Below are 17,229 nucleotides of genomic sequence, written 5' to 3'. Positions count from 1 at the left end.
TTGAACTTTAAGTTAAAAGGTTGAAGGAATCGATCCCAAAGATAAGATTTGAGGCATCTTTTCCCAGTTCTTCTCCGTCTAATTGCCGATATTGTTTGGAAGCTACACTAACTTCAATTTTTTCACTTTCAAAGTAGTGAAAATGAGAGTCCTTTACGTGAGATCCATTAATCAATAATTTTGTAAAGAGACGGATGAAGGAGAAGGCAGATACTTTCTCTACAACAATTGTATCTAAAAGATGATTATTAATCTTTGCTTGAGGCAAAATTGGAACTCCACCTCCAAAGAAGGGATGATTGGTTGTAGTAACCAAATAAGCCTTTTTAAAATAGTGAGATTTTCCTTGAGCATTTACTGTAACTGAGAAAGTTGGTTGGTGCCGTAAAACTTTTAAAATATGAAGCCCATAAGTTAAATTACCCAAGTGCCACTTGTTGAGCCGGTCTTTCAGAGAAGAGTGGTTTGAAAGGGCGACAACGTAAGCATCAAATCCAATTCCTAGATTATTTACAAAATAGGCACTTTTATGATTAAAAGTATCTTTATAAAAACCACAATCTACTTTAATGATCGTTGGATGTGACAGGTGATCTAAGAGTTCCTCAATTGTATGAGGTAGTTTAACTGCACGTGCAAAATCATTGCCAGTACCTGAAGGTAAATAGGCTAAAGGTGTATTAGGAAAATGGGATTGTTTAAGACCATTGACAGCTTGGTTTAAAGAACCATCTCCTCCAATAACAATAATTGAATTATCCTGAAAAGAATTTCCAATCTTGTTTACTAAATTAGTTGTTAAGGAGACGAGTTCTCCTGAATAGGAAGAGATCGCACTAGTAAAAGGAATATCTCTTTTGATGAGTTCTTTTGTGAGTAGATTATATTGTGTGTTTCCGTGATTACTACCAGAAACTTTATTTACTAAAAGATGGATAGTTTTTTTCATTCTTATCTTCCAATAAAAAAGTCCCAGCCCCACATGTCGGACTAGGACTATAACTAAAATTTTATTTTTTTTCAATGATCATTGGTAAGATCATTGGACGTCTTTCAGTTTTAGAATAAAGGAAATCTTGTAAATTCTCAATAATGGCTTTCTTTATGGCACGTTCATCAGGTTGAGGTGTTTTAGCCATTTCTGTTCTTAAGACGTGGTAAACGTGTTTTTGCGCTTGAGTGATCAATTCAGTTGATTCACGCATATATACAAATCCACGACTTAAAATATCTGGACCAGCTAAGACACGTTGATTTTTATAATCAACTGTAGCTACAACAACTACTAAACCTTCTTCAGCTAAAATTTGTCGATCTCTTACTACTACATTTCCTACATCTGCAGAGCCTGAGGTGTCTACAAAGACATCACCAATATTAATGTGACCAGCAATTCTGGCTGAATCTTTAGTAAGAGCAAGCATATCACCATTTTTTAAAACAAAAGTGTGATCCTTAGGCATTCCAGTTGCTTGAGCTGTTTCTGTATGTACAACTTGCATTCGGTATTCACCGTGAACAGGAACGAAGTACTTTGGTTTCATTAGTTCAATTAACATTTTTTGCTCTTCTTGACCAGCGTGGCCAGAAGTATGAACATTGTGAATCTTACCATGAACAACATTAGCACCGGCTTGGTATAATCTGTTAATTAGATTATTCACACTTGTTGTATTTCCTGGAATAGGGTTAGATGAAAAGATAACTGTATCTCCAGGTTGAATGCTAATTTGCCGGTGGGTTCCGTCTGCAATTCGTGATAAAGCAGCTAGTGGTTCTCCTTGAGATCCTGTACAAAGAATCATTGCCTTTTCAGGTGGAGTGTGGTTGATGGTATTTGCATCAACTATTGTACCTTCTGGAACAGAAAGATAGCCTAAATCAATACCATTTTGAACCCCATTTTCCATGCTTCGTCCAAAAATAGCCACTTTTCTACCACTTTCAACTGCAGCTTCAATTGCAGTTGAAACACGATATAAGTTGGAAGCGAAGGTAGCAAAAATTATTCTACCATCAATACCATTAATGATATCTTTTAAGGACTTAGCAACAAAACGTTCTGATTTTGTAAAAGTAGGAACTTCTGCATTTGTAGAATCAGATAACAGAGCTAAGACACCTTCTTGACCAATTTTAGCCATCTTTTGAAAGTTAGGAGCTGGTTGATCCATAACTGGCGTTAAATCAAATTTCCAATCTCCAGTAAATACAACTGCACCTTCAGGTGTATGCACTGTAATTCCAAGTGTATCTGGAATAGAGTGGGTTGTTCTAAAGAAAGAAACAGAAAGTTTTGGAAATTTTAAAACTGTATCTTCGTGTTCTTCGTGTAATTCTGTTGTCTTTAAAAGACCGTGTTCTTCTAATTTACCTCTAATTAAGGCTAAAGCAAAAGGTGGGGCATACACTGGAATTTCGGGAATCTTTTTTAGTAAAAATGGAATCCCACCAATGTGATCTTCGTGTCCGTGACTAATTACGAGAGCCTTAATTTTATGGCGATTTTTTTCAAGATAAGAATAATCTGAGATAACGTAATTAATTCCCATCATATCATCTTCAGGGAATTTAATTCCTGCGTCCATAATGATAATTTCATCTTGGTACTCAACGCAGTACATATTACGACCGATTTCGCCTAACCCCCCGACGGCGAAAACTCCAACTTCGTTATTCTTTAATTTAACACTCATTATTTGCTATCTGCATCAAATGTTGTAAGCTTAAAATCTGGATTTTGCTTTTCATAAGCAAGAGAGTTTCCAGTTAATTCTTGGATGAATTCAATGTTGTAAGGGGTTTTATCTTCAACCAAGCTACGTGCTTCAACAATATTGTTTGCTTCTAAAAATAAAGTTTGTGTAGTTTCACGACGTGGATTAACGATCTGGTCTTTTTGGTATAAAACTTTATAGATCATTTGTTTAATCTCCTTAATTTTTATAAACGTTCAAAAAAGAATCTTCAATAAATGAAGATTCAACAGTTAATAATATTTTAACATATTATAGTAAAAAAGTGTATAAGAGCGAAGCTTTTAAGAAATAATGACTGTATCTTCGTCTAGTTTGAAAGGATTTTCTTTATTAATGCGGTCATAGAAAAGATGACCATTTAAGTGATCAATTTCATGTGAAGCCACAATAGCTGGATAATCCTTTAAGCGAATTGTTTTTTCTTCACCGTCTACAGTATAATAACGAATTTTAAGTTTATCAGGACGGGGAACGTAACCTTCAATAAGTTCATCAACACTCAAACAGCCCTCACCTTCAGCGATAGCAGCTTGACGTACTGATTCTGAAAGAATAGTAGGATTTACAAAAACATCTTTAAAAATGATGTTCCCTTTATCATCCGGTACTAATAAAGCTGCCATTTGCACACCTTCACCTACCTGGGGAGCGGCTAGACCAACACCAGCACGCAATTGATGTTTTTCAGCAATTTTTGGATCTTGGGAATTAATTAAATATTCCATCATATCCTTAGCAAGTTTTTGATATTTTTCAGATAAAGGAAAAGTAAGAGGTTTTGCTACTTGACGCAAAACAGGGTGTCCATCACGAACAATATCATGCATTAAAATCAATTTATATAATCTCCTTTGTAATTAAAGTAAATTTGTCATTTAAAACTATTTAAGTTTATACATTTTAATTATAGCAAAAAAAATAACTAGAAACTCAAATTGTTAGCAATAGTGTAAAAGTTAATTTAGTGAATAATCTTAAAAATCAAGTTAAATAATTTAGAAGATGTGTTAAAATAAATAAGTAAAATTAGCATCAATCAAACCTACTTAATTAGGATAACATTGACGTTTTAAGGTTTTTTTGATAAAATCAAAAAACAATTATTACATAAAAGGTCAGCCTATGAGACAGTTGACTAAATACTTACTGTAGAAGATTGTGACTTCAGTCACAGTTTTTTTATGAAATTCGGAGGGAATTCTTTTGCAAAGAAGAGAAGATATTAGAAATATTGCGATTATTGCTCACGTTGACCACGGTAAAACTACCTTAGTTAACCAATTATTAAAACAGTCTGATACATTACCAGAACACATGAACTTAGAAGATCGTGCGATGGACTCTAATGATATTGAACGTGAACGTGGTATTACTATCTTATCAAAAAATACTGCTGTTAAATTCGGTGATACTACTATCAATATCTTAGATACTCCAGGTCACGCCGACTTTGGTGGGGAAGTAGAACGAATCATGCACATGGTTGATGGAGCCCTTTTATTGGTTGATGCCTATGAAGGAACTATGCCTCAAACTCGTTTTGTGTTGAAGAAAGCTTTAGAAGCTGGAGTTAAGCCGATCGTTGTAATTAACAAAATTGACCGTCCAGGAGCTCGTCCAAGTGAAGTATTAGATGAAGTATTAGAATTATTCATTGAATTGGGAGCAACTGATGAACAACTTGATTTCCCAGTTGTTTATGCTAGTGCTTTAAATGGTACTTCTTCTTATGATGAAGATTTAAGTACTCAAAAAGAAACTATGGATCCTGTTTTTGAAACTATTGTTAAGAACATTCCAGCTCCAGTTGATAATGTAGATGAACCACTTCAATTCCAAATTACTATGCTTGATTGGGATGACTATGTAGGTCGTATTGGAGTAGGACGTGTTTACCGCGGAAAGATTAAAGTTGGGGATCAAGTAACTGTTATGAAACGTGATGGTTCAACTCAAAACTTCCGTGTAACTAAGCTATTTGGTTACTTTGGTTTAAAGCGTAATGAAATCCAAGAAGCTAAAGCAGGAGATATTATTGCTATTTCTGGTATTAATGATATTTATGTAGGTGAAACTATTGCCTCCGCTGAAAAGCCAGAAGCTTTACCTGTTTTGAAGATCGATCCACCAACTCTTCAAATGGATTTTGTTGCTAATGATTCACCATTTGCTGGACGCGAAGGTGATCAAGTTACTCCTAAGAAGTTAGAAGATCGTTTAATTCGTCAAACTCGTACTGATGTTTCATTAAAGGTAGAACCAACTGATCAAATTAATGCTTGGACAGTATCGGGTCGTGGTGAATTACACTTATCTATTTTAGTTGAAGAGTTACGCCGCGAAGGATTTGAATTACAATTATCACGTCCTAAGGTAATTTACCGTGAAATTGACGGGGTCCTTAGTGAACCTTTTGAAGCTGTACAAGTTGATACACCAGATGAATATGTAGGTTCTGTAATTGATTCACTTTCTCAAAGAAAAGGTGAAATGCAAAACATGACTTCAACTGGTAATGGTCAAACTAGACTTGAGTTCTTAGTACCATCTCGTGGTTTAATTGGATATAACAATGAATTTATGTCTCAAACTGCAGGTTACGGTATCATGAACCATACTTTTGACTCTTACAAGCCTGTTGTTAAAAACTGGGAACCTGGTCGTCGTAATGGTGCCCTTGTATCAATTAACCAAGGTCAATCAACTACTTATTCACTCCAATCTGTAGAACAACGTGGTGTTCTTTTTGTGGGTGCAGGTGTTGAAGTTTATGAAGGAATGATTGTAGGTCAATCTTCTCGTGAACGTGATATTGCTGTTAATGTTACTAAAGGTAAGAACTTAACTAATACTCGTGCTTCTGGTAAAGACCACTCAGCTTCTATTAAGACACCTAAGACAATGACTTTAGAAGAATCAATTGAATTCTTAAATGATGATGAATACTGTGAAGTAACTCCAGAAAGTATTCGTTTACGTAAGAAGATTTTGAATACTAGTGAACGTCAAAAGGCTGATAAGAAACGTAAGAAAGCAAATTAAATAGATTAAAAGTAGCTAAAAGTTTTTAGCTACTTTTTTGTTTGTAAAAGTGAGTGATATAATAAGAATAATATTATTCGACTAAAGGAGAATTGTAGCGTGCGAAACAAATTAAAATATGTAGATTGGACGATTTTGGTTCCATATCTTCTCCTAGCATCATTTGGAATAATTATGGTTTATTCTGCAAGTTCCGATATATTACTTGTGAATGGTTTTAAAGCCAATGTTTATATGATGCGACAGATAATTTATTTCTTGGCAGCTTTAGTGATATTTGGAATGCCAGCCTATTTTATGCGGGTGAAAATTTTTCAAAACAGAAGTGTTATTAGTATATTTTTACTGGTTTCTATCTTAATGCTACTAGCTTTAATTTTATTAAAAGTTATAACTCATGGTAAAGCAGCAGTTAATGGAGCGGTAGGATGGATTAATTTAGGCTTCATTAATATTCAACCAGTAGAAATTGCAAAATTGAGTTTAGTACTTTATTTAGCTTATGTACTTAATAAAAAGATGGTCAATTAGTTGATGGTAAACTTGCGCAATTAAGTACAAAATTGTGGCGCCCAACTTTAATTGCATTTATAATGATGTTTTTAGTAATACTAGAGCCAGATTTTGGTGGGACTGCAATTTTATTTACGATTGTTTTTGTAATGTATTTAGTTTCTGGAATTCCAACAAAGACTGCCGTAACGTGGTTACTAATTCTAATTGGAGGAATTCTCGCAGTCCTATTCATTGTGATTAACTTTGAACCTTCCTTTATGAAAAACTCTTATCAACTTCAAAGATTTTTAGCATTTGCGCATCCCTTCGAGTTAGAAAGAAAGGGTGGAGCTCAGTTAGTAAATTCCTATTATGCAATTCATAATGGGGGACTTTTTGGGGTAGGACTTGGTAATAGTATGCAAAAAAGAGGATATCTTCCAGAACCCTATACTGACTTTATTCTTTCAATCGTAGCTGAAGAATTCGGAGTAATTGGAGCAAGCATTGTAGTAGGGTTATTAGGCTTTTTGATCTGGCGAGTAATGGATGTCGGAATTCATGCTTCAACACAGTTTAATGCACTAGTATGTTTTGGGATTGCTACGATGATTTTTACAGAAACTTTATTTAATGTGGGAGCTGTTTTAGGTTTATTGCCAATTACAGGGGTGACTTTACCGTTTATCTCCTATGGAGGATCGTCAATGATTGTATTGACAGCTGGGTTAGGAATTGTTTTAAATATCTCTGCAAATGAAAAAAGGCTTGTTAAAGAAAGAAGTATTGTAAAATGAGCTTAGTATACCAGCCAAATGATAAAGATAACTTACAGCGGCGGATTTCATTAATCGTCTGGCTAAAAAAAGAAAAAGATTTTTTAAAGTTAAAATACTATGGTGATATTGTTTATGTTTCAAGAGCTAAAAAATATGCAGTATTATATGTGGATCAAGAAAATATTGAAAAAACAGTATCAATTTTGAATCATAAGGGGTTTACAAAGAAGGTAGAAGAGTCAAGGTCATCCTATTTAGATTTTTCTCCTGAATATCAGGAAAAAACAATGCGGGAAATGAAAGAAAAGGCAGAAAAGTTAAGAGAAGAAAATGAGGATTTAAGAGTTTGAGAATTATAGCTGGCAAGTACGCAAAACGTAATTTATTCACTTTGAAGAGTAATAAAACTCGTCCGACAAGTGATAAGGTAAAGGGCTCATTATTTAATTCAATGGGACAATTCTTTGATGGTGGCGAAGTCTTAGATTTATATGGAGGTAGTGGTGCTTTAGGGATTGAAGCAGTTTCACGTGGTTATGATCACGCAACATTAGTGGACATTAGTGGACAAGCTTGTGAAATTATCAAAAAGAACGTTGCTTTAACTAAAGAACCAGAAAAATTTGACATCTTAAGAATGAGAGATACACAAGCTCTCAAATATTTTGAAGAACATGGCAAGAAATTTGATCTTGTTTTTTTAGATCCACCTTATGCTAAAGAAAAAATTGTTAAGATTATGACAAAGTTACTAGAAGCTGATTTATTAAATGAAAAAGCTTGGATTGTAGCAGAGACGGATGAACATACAGAGCTACCTTCAATAGTAGAGGGCTTTAAAATGTTAAAAAATCACCAGTTAGGTAGAACTAAAGTTAAAATATATGAAAGGATTTAAGGATGGTAAAGGCAATTTTTCCTGGAAGTTTTGATCCGGTTACTAATGGCCATGTAGAGACGGCAAAGATTGCTAGTTCAATATTTGATGAAGTTTACTTTGTTATAATGACGAATACTAATAAAAAATATCTTTTTTCTGAACAAGAAAGAGTGACACTAGCTAAGCAAATATTTAGTAAAGATCAAAATATTCACGTTATTTCTCGGCCAGCCGATTTGACAGTTAAGGTAGCAGAGGAACTGGGAGCTGATGCAATTGTAAGAGGATTACGCAATGATGCAGACTTTAATTATGAGCGAGAAATTGCAGCCATTAATAAATCATTAGCCCCGGACTTGAATACTGTCTTACTTTTGACAAGTCCAGAAAATAGTTTTATTTCTTCGAGTATGATTAAGGAAACAGTAACCTTTGGGGGAGATGTTAGTAAATTGGTACCTTCAAATGTCGTAACTGCCCTAAATGAAAAGTTAAAAAATGATTAAGCATAAAATATCACGTAAATGGATCTATATTTGGATAGGCATTTTGCTAACCTTAGCTGTTGCGTTTTGGCCCACGAACTATTATATTGAAGCACCTGGATCAACAGATCAAATTAGTAATTATATTCAAGATTCTGCTAAGCATGATCAAGCCAATCCAAATTTTTATTTAGTAACAGTGAGTGAACGTCCAGCCGGTGTAGGAGACTATTTATTAAGTTTTTTTAGTAAAAATGAAACGAGGATTTCTAAGAAAGAGCTGTTAGGTAATCAAAATAATCGTACCTATCAACAAATGCAAAAATATTTTATGGAGAATAGTCAAAATCAGGCAATTTATTATGCTGCTAAAAAAGCAGGAATTTCTCATAAAATGCAGTTCCTAGGTGTCAATGTTATTAACGTTCTATCTAATTCTTCCTTTAAAGGAAAACTTCAACCTGGTGATTTGATTGTTGCAGCAAATAACCATCAATTTAGAAGCAGTAATTCTTTTATGAATTATATTCAATCTTTAAAGAAAACTAGTAAAATAAAAATTAAGGTACTAAGAGGGAAAAATTATAAAACTTTTACTGGAAGACTGGTTAAACTTAATAATGGAAAATATGGCATAGGAATTGAATTATTTGACCATACCAAGGTAATGACAAAGCCAGAAATTAAGATTAATACTCAAGATATTGGTGGGCCTTCTGCGGGCTTAATGATGAGCCTAGTATGTTACCAGCTTTTTACAAAAGAAAACTTATCTCCTAAAAACAAAATTGCTGGTACAGGAACGATAGATAAAAGTGGTCATGTGGGAATGATTGGTGGAGTTGATAAAAAGGTAGTTGCTGCTTCACGTAGTGGAATGAAGGTATTCTTTGTTCCTAGTGAACAACCACAAGGGGTAAGGAAAGATCAAACCAATTATGCAGAGGCTTTAAAAAAAGCTAAGAAAATTCATAGTAAAATGAAAATAATTCCTGTGAAAAGATTTGATGATGCTTTAAATTATTTAATTAAATATGAAAAAGATTGATGAAAATCAATCTTTTTTTCGTATAAAAAATTGGAGGTTAATTTTATGGATTTTGAAAAGATAAAAAACTTTCTTTTAGAAAAAAAGAGTTATGTGATGGTAATTTTGGTGTTAGGGATTGGAGGAATCTTTTTCTTAAAAAGCCAAGGGCAGCAACCTGTAGACAATAGTAATTTAGTAACGCAAGATGGACAGTCAACTACAAATTCAGCTAGCTCTAGTGCTACGGCTTCCTCTACCCAAAATTTAGAAAGTTCAAAAACCGAGCATCTTGCTTCCTCTCAGAGTACAGTAACTTGCGATATTGCAGGTGCAGTGAAGGAACCAGGGGTATATACATTAAAAAATGGGGCAAGATTAGATAATCTGATTAAGGCAGCTGGAGGAATTAAAAAGAATGCAAATTTGAAACAAGTAAATCGTGCCCTTATTTTAAAAGATCAGGACCAGGTTTATATTCCTACAAAAGGAGAGAAAGTTGAAACTGCAGTTTCTTCTCAAGGTGTAGGTAGCTCATCTGCAGGGAATAATCAGAATACTGCGACTTCTAGTACCAATTCACAAAGTGGTGAAAAAATTCATATTAATAGTGCCAGTGTGCAAGACTTTCAAAAACTGTCAGGTATTGGAGAAAAGAAAGCTGAGCAGATTGTAAGCTACCGAGATCAAAATGGTGGATTTAAATCAATTGAGGAAATAACGAAAGTATCAGGTATTGGGGACAAGACGTTTGAAAAGTTCAAAGATCAATTGGAACTATGAATTTTTAAGACCAGGATATTTACTTTTAATAAGTATTACTTGTATTATTATTTCTCTAATAGTTTTTCAGGCCCATACTTGGGGACAATTTGTAGTATCAGGAATTTTACTTTTGTACTTAGGAGGTTTAATTAAGTATAAATACCGAGTAGCTAAAGGGTGGATAATTATCCTAGGATGCGTGTTTTTGTGCTTGATAAATAAAAACAATTTTGACAATCAGGGTATTGGAAATAGGCTTTTTATTTATCCTGATGAAGTCAGTATCACAGATCATTATTTATCGGGACAAATTTCTGATGGAAAAAATACGTTTTTGGTAGGGATGAAAACAGCTAGTGGACTTGAGGAGGCTATCAAACAGGGATTGCCCTTAGTTTTAAGTGAAGTCAATCTTGAAAAAGAAGAGATTGACCAGGAAACTAATTTTGGACAATTTGATTTTAGAAAATACTATCAAACTAAGAAAATCAAGTATCGTCTAAAAGTTGTATCTACAAACTTTTCAATAAATAATGGAAAAAACTTACAAATATTTTTTCATAAAATTCGGTATGAATTGCAGCGGTATTTTGATCAGATGCCCAAACTTACTAAGTTTTTTGCAAGTGAAATGATTTTAGCCAAAAATCCAAGTGCAGATAATAAATCAATCTTAAGCAATTACAGAAATTTGGGTGTGATTCATTTGTTGAGTATTTCTGGCTTACATGTAAGTCTTTATGTAGCAGCGATTAGTTTAGGGTTAACTAAATTAAAAAGATCACCAGATGAAATTTTTATATTTTGTAGTATATTTTTAGGTTTTGAAATTATTATCTCAAATTGGCAAGCTGGGTTTGTAAGAGCAAGTTTAGGCTATATTTACGGAAAAATAGTAGAAAAACATCATTTGCCAATTGCACGTGGTGACAGATTAGGTGCAGTAGTTTTGACGCATTTATTGCTAAATCCTACTTTATTTTTATCAAGTGGGGCAATCTTAAGCTATTTACTTGTTGGTGGATTAGAACTTTTAGAGAGTAATTCGATAAAGTTTCAGGGAATCAAGTTAAATTTATTGATTACTCCAATTCTTTTATATTATTTTTATCAAGTGAATATTTTAACTCCTTTTTTTAATCTTCTTATTGTGCCAATCTTTAATTTTGTTCTGTTGCCTTTAACAGTGATTGGAATTTTTTCCTTCTGGCAGTTACCAAATATTACCTTGTATTTTATTGAACCAGTTTTTCAAAAAATCAATATTTTTATTGATGGCCTAGCTTCAACGAGAATTGGACAGGTTCTTTTTGGAAAAATTAATTGGTGGCAATTACTTCTTTTGTTAATTATTACAATAGTTTTTATTTTAACTAAAGAAAAAACTAAAAAGAGCAGATTATGTTTTGGAACAGTGATCATGACTTATGTATTAATCTTTGTTAGTATTCATTTTCCACTAGTTGGCCAAGTAAGTATTATTGATGTAGGTCAAGGAGATAGTATTTTGATTACAACTCCATTAAAAAGAAAGGTGTATTTAATAGATACAGGTGGTAAAGTTACCTTTGGTAAGAAAAAGATTACACAGGCTCAACTTGAGAGAATTACATTGCCGTTTCTTCAGGCACAAGGAATTAACAAAATTGATGGAGTGTTTTTATCACATCAAGATGCTGACCACATTGGTGATTTAAGGACTTTGCTCCAAAATATAAAAGTAAGCAATTTATATTTTGCAAAAGGATTAACTAATAATCCGAGCTTTCAAAAAAGAATTTCTAATTGCGTAAACTATACAAAATTAACACCCTTGTTGGCAGGAGATACAGTAAAAGATCAAAATATTGCTTTTCACGTTGTTTATCCCTTTCAAGAAGGATTAGGCAAAAATGAAGACTCACTTTCACTATTTTTCACTTTAGCGCATAAAAATTGGCTAATGACAGGAGACTTAGATCAAGCGGGAGAATTAAAATTAATAGAAAGGTATCCGTTAAAGGTTGATTATTTCAAATTAGGCCATCATGGCAGTAAGACATCAAGTAATCCAGCTTTTTTAAAGCAGATTTGTCCATCTATGGTATTTATCTCTTCTGGACGCAATAATCGTTATGGACATCCTCATTTAGAAACTTTGAAGACACTAAATGAATTAAAAATAGCATATTTAAATACTCAAGATCGTGGTACAATAACTTGGAAATATAACATATTTAATCAAGAACATTTTGAGACGTATTTATTTAGAAGGAAAAAATGACACTTACTTCACTTTTTAAACAAACCAGCCCAGATAAAGATAATTTGCTTATTGAAGGTCCAGATAGTTTTTTTAATGAATATATTGTTGAGGATTATATTAAGCAAAGTAAATTTGCTGATTATGAAAAAATTATTATTGATTGTAATGATGAAGGACTGGATGAATTGATGGCAACATTAATGGAGTCTTCTTTGTTTAGTCAACAAAAATTAGTACTTGTAAAAAATCCATTTTTTTTAACGAGTAAAGTTCCAGTAAAATATAAAAAGCAAATAACCCAATTAACGCCAATATTGCAAAATTTAAGTCACTTGGATGACACAGTGATTTTTCTGGCAAATTATGAAAAAATTGATCGTCGAAAAAAATTATCTAAAATGATATTGGATCAAGTAAATGTTATTACCACTAAAATAAAACCATATGAAAGTATTGCATATATTAAAAAGATTGCTAAACAGGAAGGCTATCAATTTACAAGGTCAGCTTTATCACTTTTAGAACAAAGAACGGACCAAGTATTTGATGAGATGTTAAGCAATTATTTAAAATTAAAAAATATTTGTGATGATCATAAAATTACTGAAACGATAGTTATAAATAATGTTGAGCAATCACTATCTGAAAATATCTTTGAAATTTTAACTAATGTTTTTAATAGAGATAAGCTGAAGGCTATTATGCGATTGAAGAATCACTTACGTGAAGGAGTAACCGTCGTACAATTAATAGCAGTATTTGAAAGTCAATTAGAGTTTTTGTTAGCCGTAAAAATTTTGCAAGAAAGGCAATGGAGTAAAGACCAAATTATTAAGGAATTACATGCTAATCCTTATCGTGTTAAGTTTGCATTAGAAAAGAAAGTAAAAGCAGAGAGGCTAAAGCAATTAGTAAAAGAGATTATTAAGCTAGATTATAATTATAAAAATGGTACTTATCATGAGAATGAGTTTTTAGAAATGTTTATTTTAGACATGTAAAAAACCACACACTAAAATAGTGTGTGGTTTTTAATAGTAGCTGAGATTAGTTATTTGAAGCAGCTTTAGCCTTCTTAGCAAAACGTGATTTATCACGGTTTGCCTTATTCTTTGAAATAAGTCCCTTAGTTACGGCCTTATCTAAAGCACGAGCAGCCTTAATTTCTAAATCGAGGACATCTTTAGACTTAGTTTCAACAGCTTGGTTGAATTTTCTGATTGCAGTTCTCAATTTACTTAATTCAGCAGAGTTACGCTTGTTTGCAGTGGTGTTAGTTTTAACACGCTTAATTGCTGACTTGATTTGTGGCATATTAGTTCACCTCGATAAAAATAAGATTTACTCGTTAATTATACTTAATCCAGCGGTAAGGTGCAAGTTAAAATCTGCTTGCTTTTTTAAAAATATCCTGTATTATAATACTTGTTGGAACCACTAACGCTGTTTCCTCGCTGCCGACGGTTAACGTTGTTAGTGGCAATTATTTTAAATTGATCAAAGAAAGGTTTTCTTATATTATGGCAATTAGTAAAGAAAAAAAAGACGAATTAATTAAGAATTATGCACGTCACGAAGGTGATACAGGTTCTCCAGAAGTTCAAATTGCATTACTTACTCACGATATTAACAACTTGAACGAACACTTAAAGAATAACAAGCAAGACCACCACTCATACCGTGGTTTGCTTAAGAAGATCGGTCACCGTCGTAATTTACTCCGTTACTTGAAGAACAAGGATATCAACCGTTACCGTGAATTGATCAACAAATTAGGTTTACGTCGTTAATTTTAACTTTGAAAAGACTGGCTTATGGCCAGTCTTTTTTGTTTAAATTTAAAAAAATTCCTATCTGTGATAAAATTAATTAGACTAACTACAAATTGATCTTTAGAGATCCGAAAATTAAATTTAGAAGGAATTAATTATGTCACAAAAAATTAAATTAATGATTTTAAGTGGTGTACGTGAAAATGGAAAGAATATGTACGCCGTACAAGTTGATGATGAAATTTTTATTATGGATGCTGGCTTAAAGTTTCCAGATAGTTCTTTACTGGGAATTGATGTGGTAATCCCTGACCTAGAGTTTTTTAAAGAATATGGTGATCGCATTGCAGGAATCTTTTTAACACATGGCCATGCAGATTCAATTGGAGCTTTACCATATATTTTAAGAGACCATGATATCCCAGTGTTTGGTTCAAAATTAACTATTGAATTAGCAAAATATGCTGTTCAAAAAGAAAATAAGCGTCGAAAGAATGATTTATTTCATGTAATTGATGCAGATACTGAAATTGATTTTAAAAATGCTACTGTTTCTTTCTTTTCGACTACTCACTCCATTCCAGATTCATTAGGGATTGATATTTCAACTAAAGAAGGAGAAATTGTTTATACAGGTGATTTTAAATTTGATCCTTCAGCTAAAGAGGGATATAAGACAGATTTTGTTCGCTTATCTGAAATATCCAAAAAGGGTGTGTTAGCTCTATTAGCTGATTCTACAAATGCAGAAGCAGTCTTCCCTAATGACCAACAAACTTCAATTGAAAAATATATTTTAAAAACTTTTCAAAACCATAATGGGCGCATTATTGCAGCTGCAAAAGCGTCTAACATTAATAGGGTACAAGAAATTTTTAAGGCAGCCCATGCTACTGGAAGAAAAGTATTTTTAACGGGTAGAGATATTGGTCGAGTAGTATATACGGCTATGAAATTGGGATATTTAGATGTTCCAAAAGATCTTTTGGTTCATGGAAAAGATTTGAAAAAAATTCCAGATAATGAATTAGTAATTCTTGAAACTGGAAGAATGGGTGAACCCTTAAAATCTCTTCAAAAGATGGCAACTAAACGTCATCGAATGATAAAAATTAAAGAAGGAGATTTGGTGTTTATTGCAACTACTCCTTCTCATTCTGTAGAGACCATGGTTGCACAGACTAGTGATTTAGTTTACCAAGCTGGTGGGGTAGTCAAGGAACTAGGAAGAGATCGTCATACCAGTGGTCATGCCACAGGACGTGATTTGCAACTTTTAATTAATACTTTAAAGCCTAAGTTTTTGATTCCAGTAATTGGGGAATATCGACTTTTAGAATTACAACAAGGCTTAGCTATTCAAGCAGGAATGGATAAACATGATATATTCTTAACCAAGAATGGTGATACACTAAGCTTAGAAAATGGTAGATTTTATTTGACTGATCCAGTACCTGGAGAAGACATTATGATTGATGGAGCAGGTGTTGGAGATGTTGGAAATATAGTTTTAAGAGACCGCGAAGTTTTATCAGATGATGGTATTTTTATCGCAGCTGTAACTATTGACCGAAAAAAGAAAAAAATTGTTTCTAACCCTTTAGTTTCTACGCGAGGTTTTGTTTATATTAAGGCTAACCATGCTTTAATGGATGGAGCTGTAGGAGTTATTCGTGAAGCAATTGAAAATAATTTTGAAAATAAACGTTTCGACTGGTCTGAATTAAAACAAGATGTAAGAAGTTCAGTTGAAAAGTATTTGTATAAAGAAACTGGCAGAAGACCTGTTGTACTTCCAGTAGTGATGGAAGTAAACCAAAATCGTCACCGAGCAATGGCTAAAAAAAATAATGCTAAGCAAGAGAGTGATGGATCTACAAAGAAGAAAAATAATAAGCCAACTAGAAAAAATTCTTCAAAGCACAAGAGTGTTCATGCTAACAAGCAAAAGAAGGTAAAAGCTTAATGAAAGAGGTAAGCCAAAATAATTTAATTAAATTGGCAGATGAAGCTTTAACAAAAAATAAATTAAATCAGGCGCAAAGCTATCTCTTAGAAGCATTGAGGTTAGGCCATAAATGGGAAATAGTAGAAAAATTATGTAATATTTTTTTACAAAAAAAAGAACCTTTTCAAGCATATCGATTAATAAAAGAAGAGCCAGATCTTTTTTCTAATCAAAAAATCTATGATTTATACGTAAAAATACTCCAAAAATGTCATTTTTATATAGAAGCACGAGAATTGAGTAATTTAGCGGGACTTAGTATCTCAGAAAAGGTAAAACCTGTTTCGATGCCAGAACAGCAAAAAATTATAAAAAATTTTCGTACAATTGCTAAACCTACAGAAAAGGAGTACTTAGAACTATATAAGTTGGATATGGAGAATTTTGTAAACTTTGCTCAAAGTTTATTATTAGATCCAACACTTGATTTTGCAATTAGATTATCTTTATGTGAAGATCTAGTAAAGCTTGGTTATGACAAGGAAATGTCAGTTTTAGTGTTAGGTAAAAAAGAAGGCTTCATTCCTAAAGAGACGAGTTTATTTGAAAAAGATACTTTATATCATGAAGTGGTGATGAGCATTGCGGATTATTATCAAAAAGATCCAACAAAGCTTTTAATGATGTTGAATGAAGCAAAAATTGCAATGGGTATGTTATATCCTAAATTACATACTTATATTTCAAATCCAGATGCTTTTGCTCATGATTTAAGAACATATATTGAAAAAAAGGATGGCGGAGAAAACAAAGAGCTATTGGGAAAAATATATAGTTATTTAAACTATGAAAAAAATTAATAATTATTTTTCTTAAAAAGGTTTACTTTTTTGTGCTATCTAGTATAATCAGTTAAGGATATTTTCAAAGGGGTACGGGCTATCACTTTAATTCTTTGGCTTTTTACCTTTGAAAGTAGTATAATAATCAACAGAGAATTATCCGTTACTTTACTCAACGGACTTCTTGCAA

16 protein-coding genes and 1 pseudogene are annotated in these 17,229 nt (G+C 32.8%); 12 read left to right on the top strand and 5 right to left on the bottom strand.

Annotation, left to right across the window (positions count from 1 at the left end; all coding sequences use genetic code 11):
• Positions 1–7: 7 nt before the first annotated feature.
• The 4 genes from FP433_RS05080 to def form a co-directional block, all read right to left on the bottom strand.
• A complete protein-coding gene (locus tag FP433_RS05080) occupies positions 8–949 on the bottom strand; it encodes a diacylglycerol/lipid kinase family protein (RefSeq protein ID WP_265484280.1) in 942 nt (313 codons plus the stop codon).
• 61 nt (positions 950–1,010) lie between these two features.
• On the bottom strand, positions 1,011–2,696 hold the full coding sequence (gene rnjA / locus FP433_RS05075) for a ribonuclease J1 (protein WP_265484281.1): 1,686 nt from the start codon (positions 2,694–2,696) through the stop codon (positions 1,011–1,013).
• The gene (locus FP433_RS05070) at positions 2,696–2,923 is read right to left on the bottom strand and encodes a DNA-dependent RNA polymerase subunit epsilon (RefSeq protein ID WP_265484283.1); all 228 of its coding nucleotides are present in this window, start codon (positions 2,921–2,923) and stop codon (positions 2,696–2,698) included. The genes rnjA and FP433_RS05070 overlap by 1 nt, the downstream gene beginning before the upstream one ends.
• Positions 2,924–3,040: 117 nt before the next feature.
• Complete coding sequence (def, locus tag FP433_RS05065) at positions 3,041–3,595, bottom strand: peptide deformylase (protein WP_265484284.1); 555 nt, start codon at positions 3,593–3,595, stop codon at positions 3,041–3,043.
• Between the two features lie 367 nt (positions 3,596–3,962).
• Between def and typA the strand changes: the two genes are divergently transcribed.
• From typA to holA, 9 genes and pseudogenes are all read left to right on the top strand, one after another.
• Entirely contained in the window at positions 3,963–5,801 is a 1,839-nt protein-coding gene (typA, locus tag FP433_RS05060) for a translational GTPase TypA (RefSeq protein ID WP_416202968.1), read from the top strand.
• A gap of 99 nt (positions 5,802–5,900) precedes the next feature.
• A pseudogene (locus FP433_RS05055) lies at positions 5,901–7,093 on the top strand (FtsW/RodA/SpoVE family cell cycle protein).
• Complete coding sequence (locus FP433_RS05050) at positions 7,090–7,425, top strand: DUF2129 domain-containing protein (RefSeq protein ID WP_265484287.1); 336 nt, start codon at positions 7,090–7,092, stop codon at positions 7,423–7,425. Before FP433_RS05055 ends, FP433_RS05050 begins: the two are co-directional and overlap by 4 nt.
• Positions 7,422–7,973, top strand: coding sequence for a 16S rRNA (guanine(966)-N(2))-methyltransferase RsmD (gene rsmD, locus FP433_RS05045; RefSeq protein WP_265484289.1), 552 nt, complete (start codon positions 7,422–7,424; stop codon positions 7,971–7,973). Before FP433_RS05050 ends, rsmD begins: the two co-directional genes overlap by 4 nt.
• A 2-nt stretch (positions 7,974–7,975) precedes the next feature.
• Positions 7,976–8,461: a pantetheine-phosphate adenylyltransferase gene (gene coaD, locus FP433_RS05040; RefSeq protein WP_265484291.1), complete on the top strand. Its 486-nt coding sequence runs from the start codon at positions 7,976–7,978 to the stop codon at positions 8,459–8,461.
• Positions 8,454–9,488, top strand: coding sequence for a SepM family pheromone-processing serine protease (locus tag FP433_RS05035; RefSeq protein ID WP_265484292.1), 1,035 nt, complete (start codon positions 8,454–8,456; stop codon positions 9,486–9,488). Before coaD ends, FP433_RS05035 begins: the two co-directional genes overlap by 8 nt.
• Positions 9,489–9,533: 45 nt before the next feature.
• On the top strand, positions 9,534–10,250 hold the full coding sequence (locus FP433_RS05030; RefSeq protein WP_265484294.1) for a helix-hairpin-helix domain-containing protein: 717 nt from the start codon (positions 9,534–9,536) through the stop codon (positions 10,248–10,250).
• Complete coding sequence (locus tag FP433_RS05025) at positions 10,219–12,495, top strand: DNA internalization-related competence protein ComEC/Rec2 (RefSeq protein WP_265484296.1); 2,277 nt, start codon at positions 10,219–10,221, stop codon at positions 12,493–12,495. The genes FP433_RS05030 and FP433_RS05025 overlap by 32 nt, the downstream gene beginning before the upstream one ends.
• Complete coding sequence (gene holA, locus FP433_RS05020) at positions 12,492–13,478, top strand: DNA polymerase III subunit delta (protein WP_265484297.1); 987 nt, start codon at positions 12,492–12,494, stop codon at positions 13,476–13,478. The genes FP433_RS05025 and holA overlap by 4 nt, the downstream gene beginning before the upstream one ends.
• 46 nt (positions 13,479–13,524) lie before the next feature.
• Here the strand turns inward: holA and rpsT are convergent, their stop codons facing one another.
• Positions 13,525–13,791 carry a 30S ribosomal protein S20 gene (gene rpsT, locus FP433_RS05015; protein ID WP_265484298.1) on the bottom strand — a complete coding sequence of 89 codons (267 nt, stop codon included), beginning with the start codon at positions 13,789–13,791 and terminating at the stop codon, positions 13,525–13,527.
• Between the two features lie 206 nt (positions 13,792–13,997).
• Between rpsT and rpsO the strand changes: the two genes are divergently transcribed.
• From rpsO to FP433_RS05000, 3 genes are all read left to right on the top strand, one after another.
• Positions 13,998–14,267, top strand: coding sequence for a 30S ribosomal protein S15 (rpsO, locus tag FP433_RS05010; RefSeq protein ID WP_265484300.1), 270 nt, complete (start codon positions 13,998–14,000; stop codon positions 14,265–14,267).
• 139 nt (positions 14,268–14,406) lie between these two features.
• On the top strand, positions 14,407–16,215 hold the full coding sequence (locus FP433_RS05005) for a ribonuclease J (protein WP_265484301.1): 1,809 nt from the start codon (positions 14,407–14,409) through the stop codon (positions 16,213–16,215).
• Positions 16,215–17,057: a hypothetical protein gene (locus FP433_RS05000; protein ID WP_265484303.1), complete on the top strand. Its 843-nt coding sequence runs from the start codon at positions 16,215–16,217 to the stop codon at positions 17,055–17,057. The genes FP433_RS05005 and FP433_RS05000 overlap by 1 nt, the downstream gene beginning before the upstream one ends.
• Positions 17,058–17,229: the final 172 nt, after the last annotated feature.

It is taken from the genome of Lactobacillus sp. PV012 (assembly GCF_014522325.1).
Classification (GTDB): Bacteria; Bacillota; Bacilli; order Lactobacillales; family Lactobacillaceae; genus Lactobacillus.
The sequence above is the reverse complement of the archived record's forward strand: the minus strand, read 5'-3'. Positions and strand labels throughout refer to the sequence as shown.

Coding starts and splice junctions, on each gene's coding strand:
- FP433_RS05030 (WP_265484294.1), top strand. CDS start 9,534: ATGGATTTTGAAAAGATAAAAAACTTTCTTTTAGAAAAAAAGAGTTAT.
- holA (WP_265484297.1), top strand. CDS start 12,492: ATGACACTTACTTCACTTTTTAAACAAACCAGCCCAGATAAAGATAAT.
- FP433_RS05005 (WP_265484301.1), top strand. CDS start 14,407: ATGTCACAAAAAATTAAATTAATGATTTTAAGTGGTGTACGTGAAAAT.
- FP433_RS05050 (WP_265484287.1), top strand. CDS start 7,090: ATGAGCTTAGTATACCAGCCAAATGATAAAGATAACTTACAGCGGCGG.
- FP433_RS05035 (WP_265484292.1), top strand. CDS start 8,454: ATGATTAAGCATAAAATATCACGTAAATGGATCTATATTTGGATAGGC.
- FP433_RS05000 (WP_265484303.1), top strand. CDS start 16,215: ATGAAAGAGGTAAGCCAAAATAATTTAATTAAATTGGCAGATGAAGCT.
- rnjA (WP_265484281.1), bottom strand. CDS start 2,696: ATGAGTGTTAAATTAAAGAATAACGAAGTTGGAGTTTTCGCCGTCGGG.
- coaD (WP_265484291.1), top strand. CDS start 7,976: ATGGTAAAGGCAATTTTTCCTGGAAGTTTTGATCCGGTTACTAATGGC.
- FP433_RS05080 (WP_265484280.1), bottom strand. CDS start 949: ATGAAAAAAACTATCCATCTTTTAGTAAATAAAGTTTCTGGTAGTAAT.
- rpsT (WP_265484298.1), bottom strand. CDS start 13,791: ATGCCACAAATCAAGTCAGCAATTAAGCGTGTTAAAACTAACACCACT.
- rpsO (WP_265484300.1), top strand. CDS start 13,998: ATGGCAATTAGTAAAGAAAAAAAAGACGAATTAATTAAGAATTATGCA.
- FP433_RS05070 (WP_265484283.1), bottom strand. CDS start 2,923: ATGATCTATAAAGTTTTATACCAAAAAGACCAGATCGTTAATCCACGT.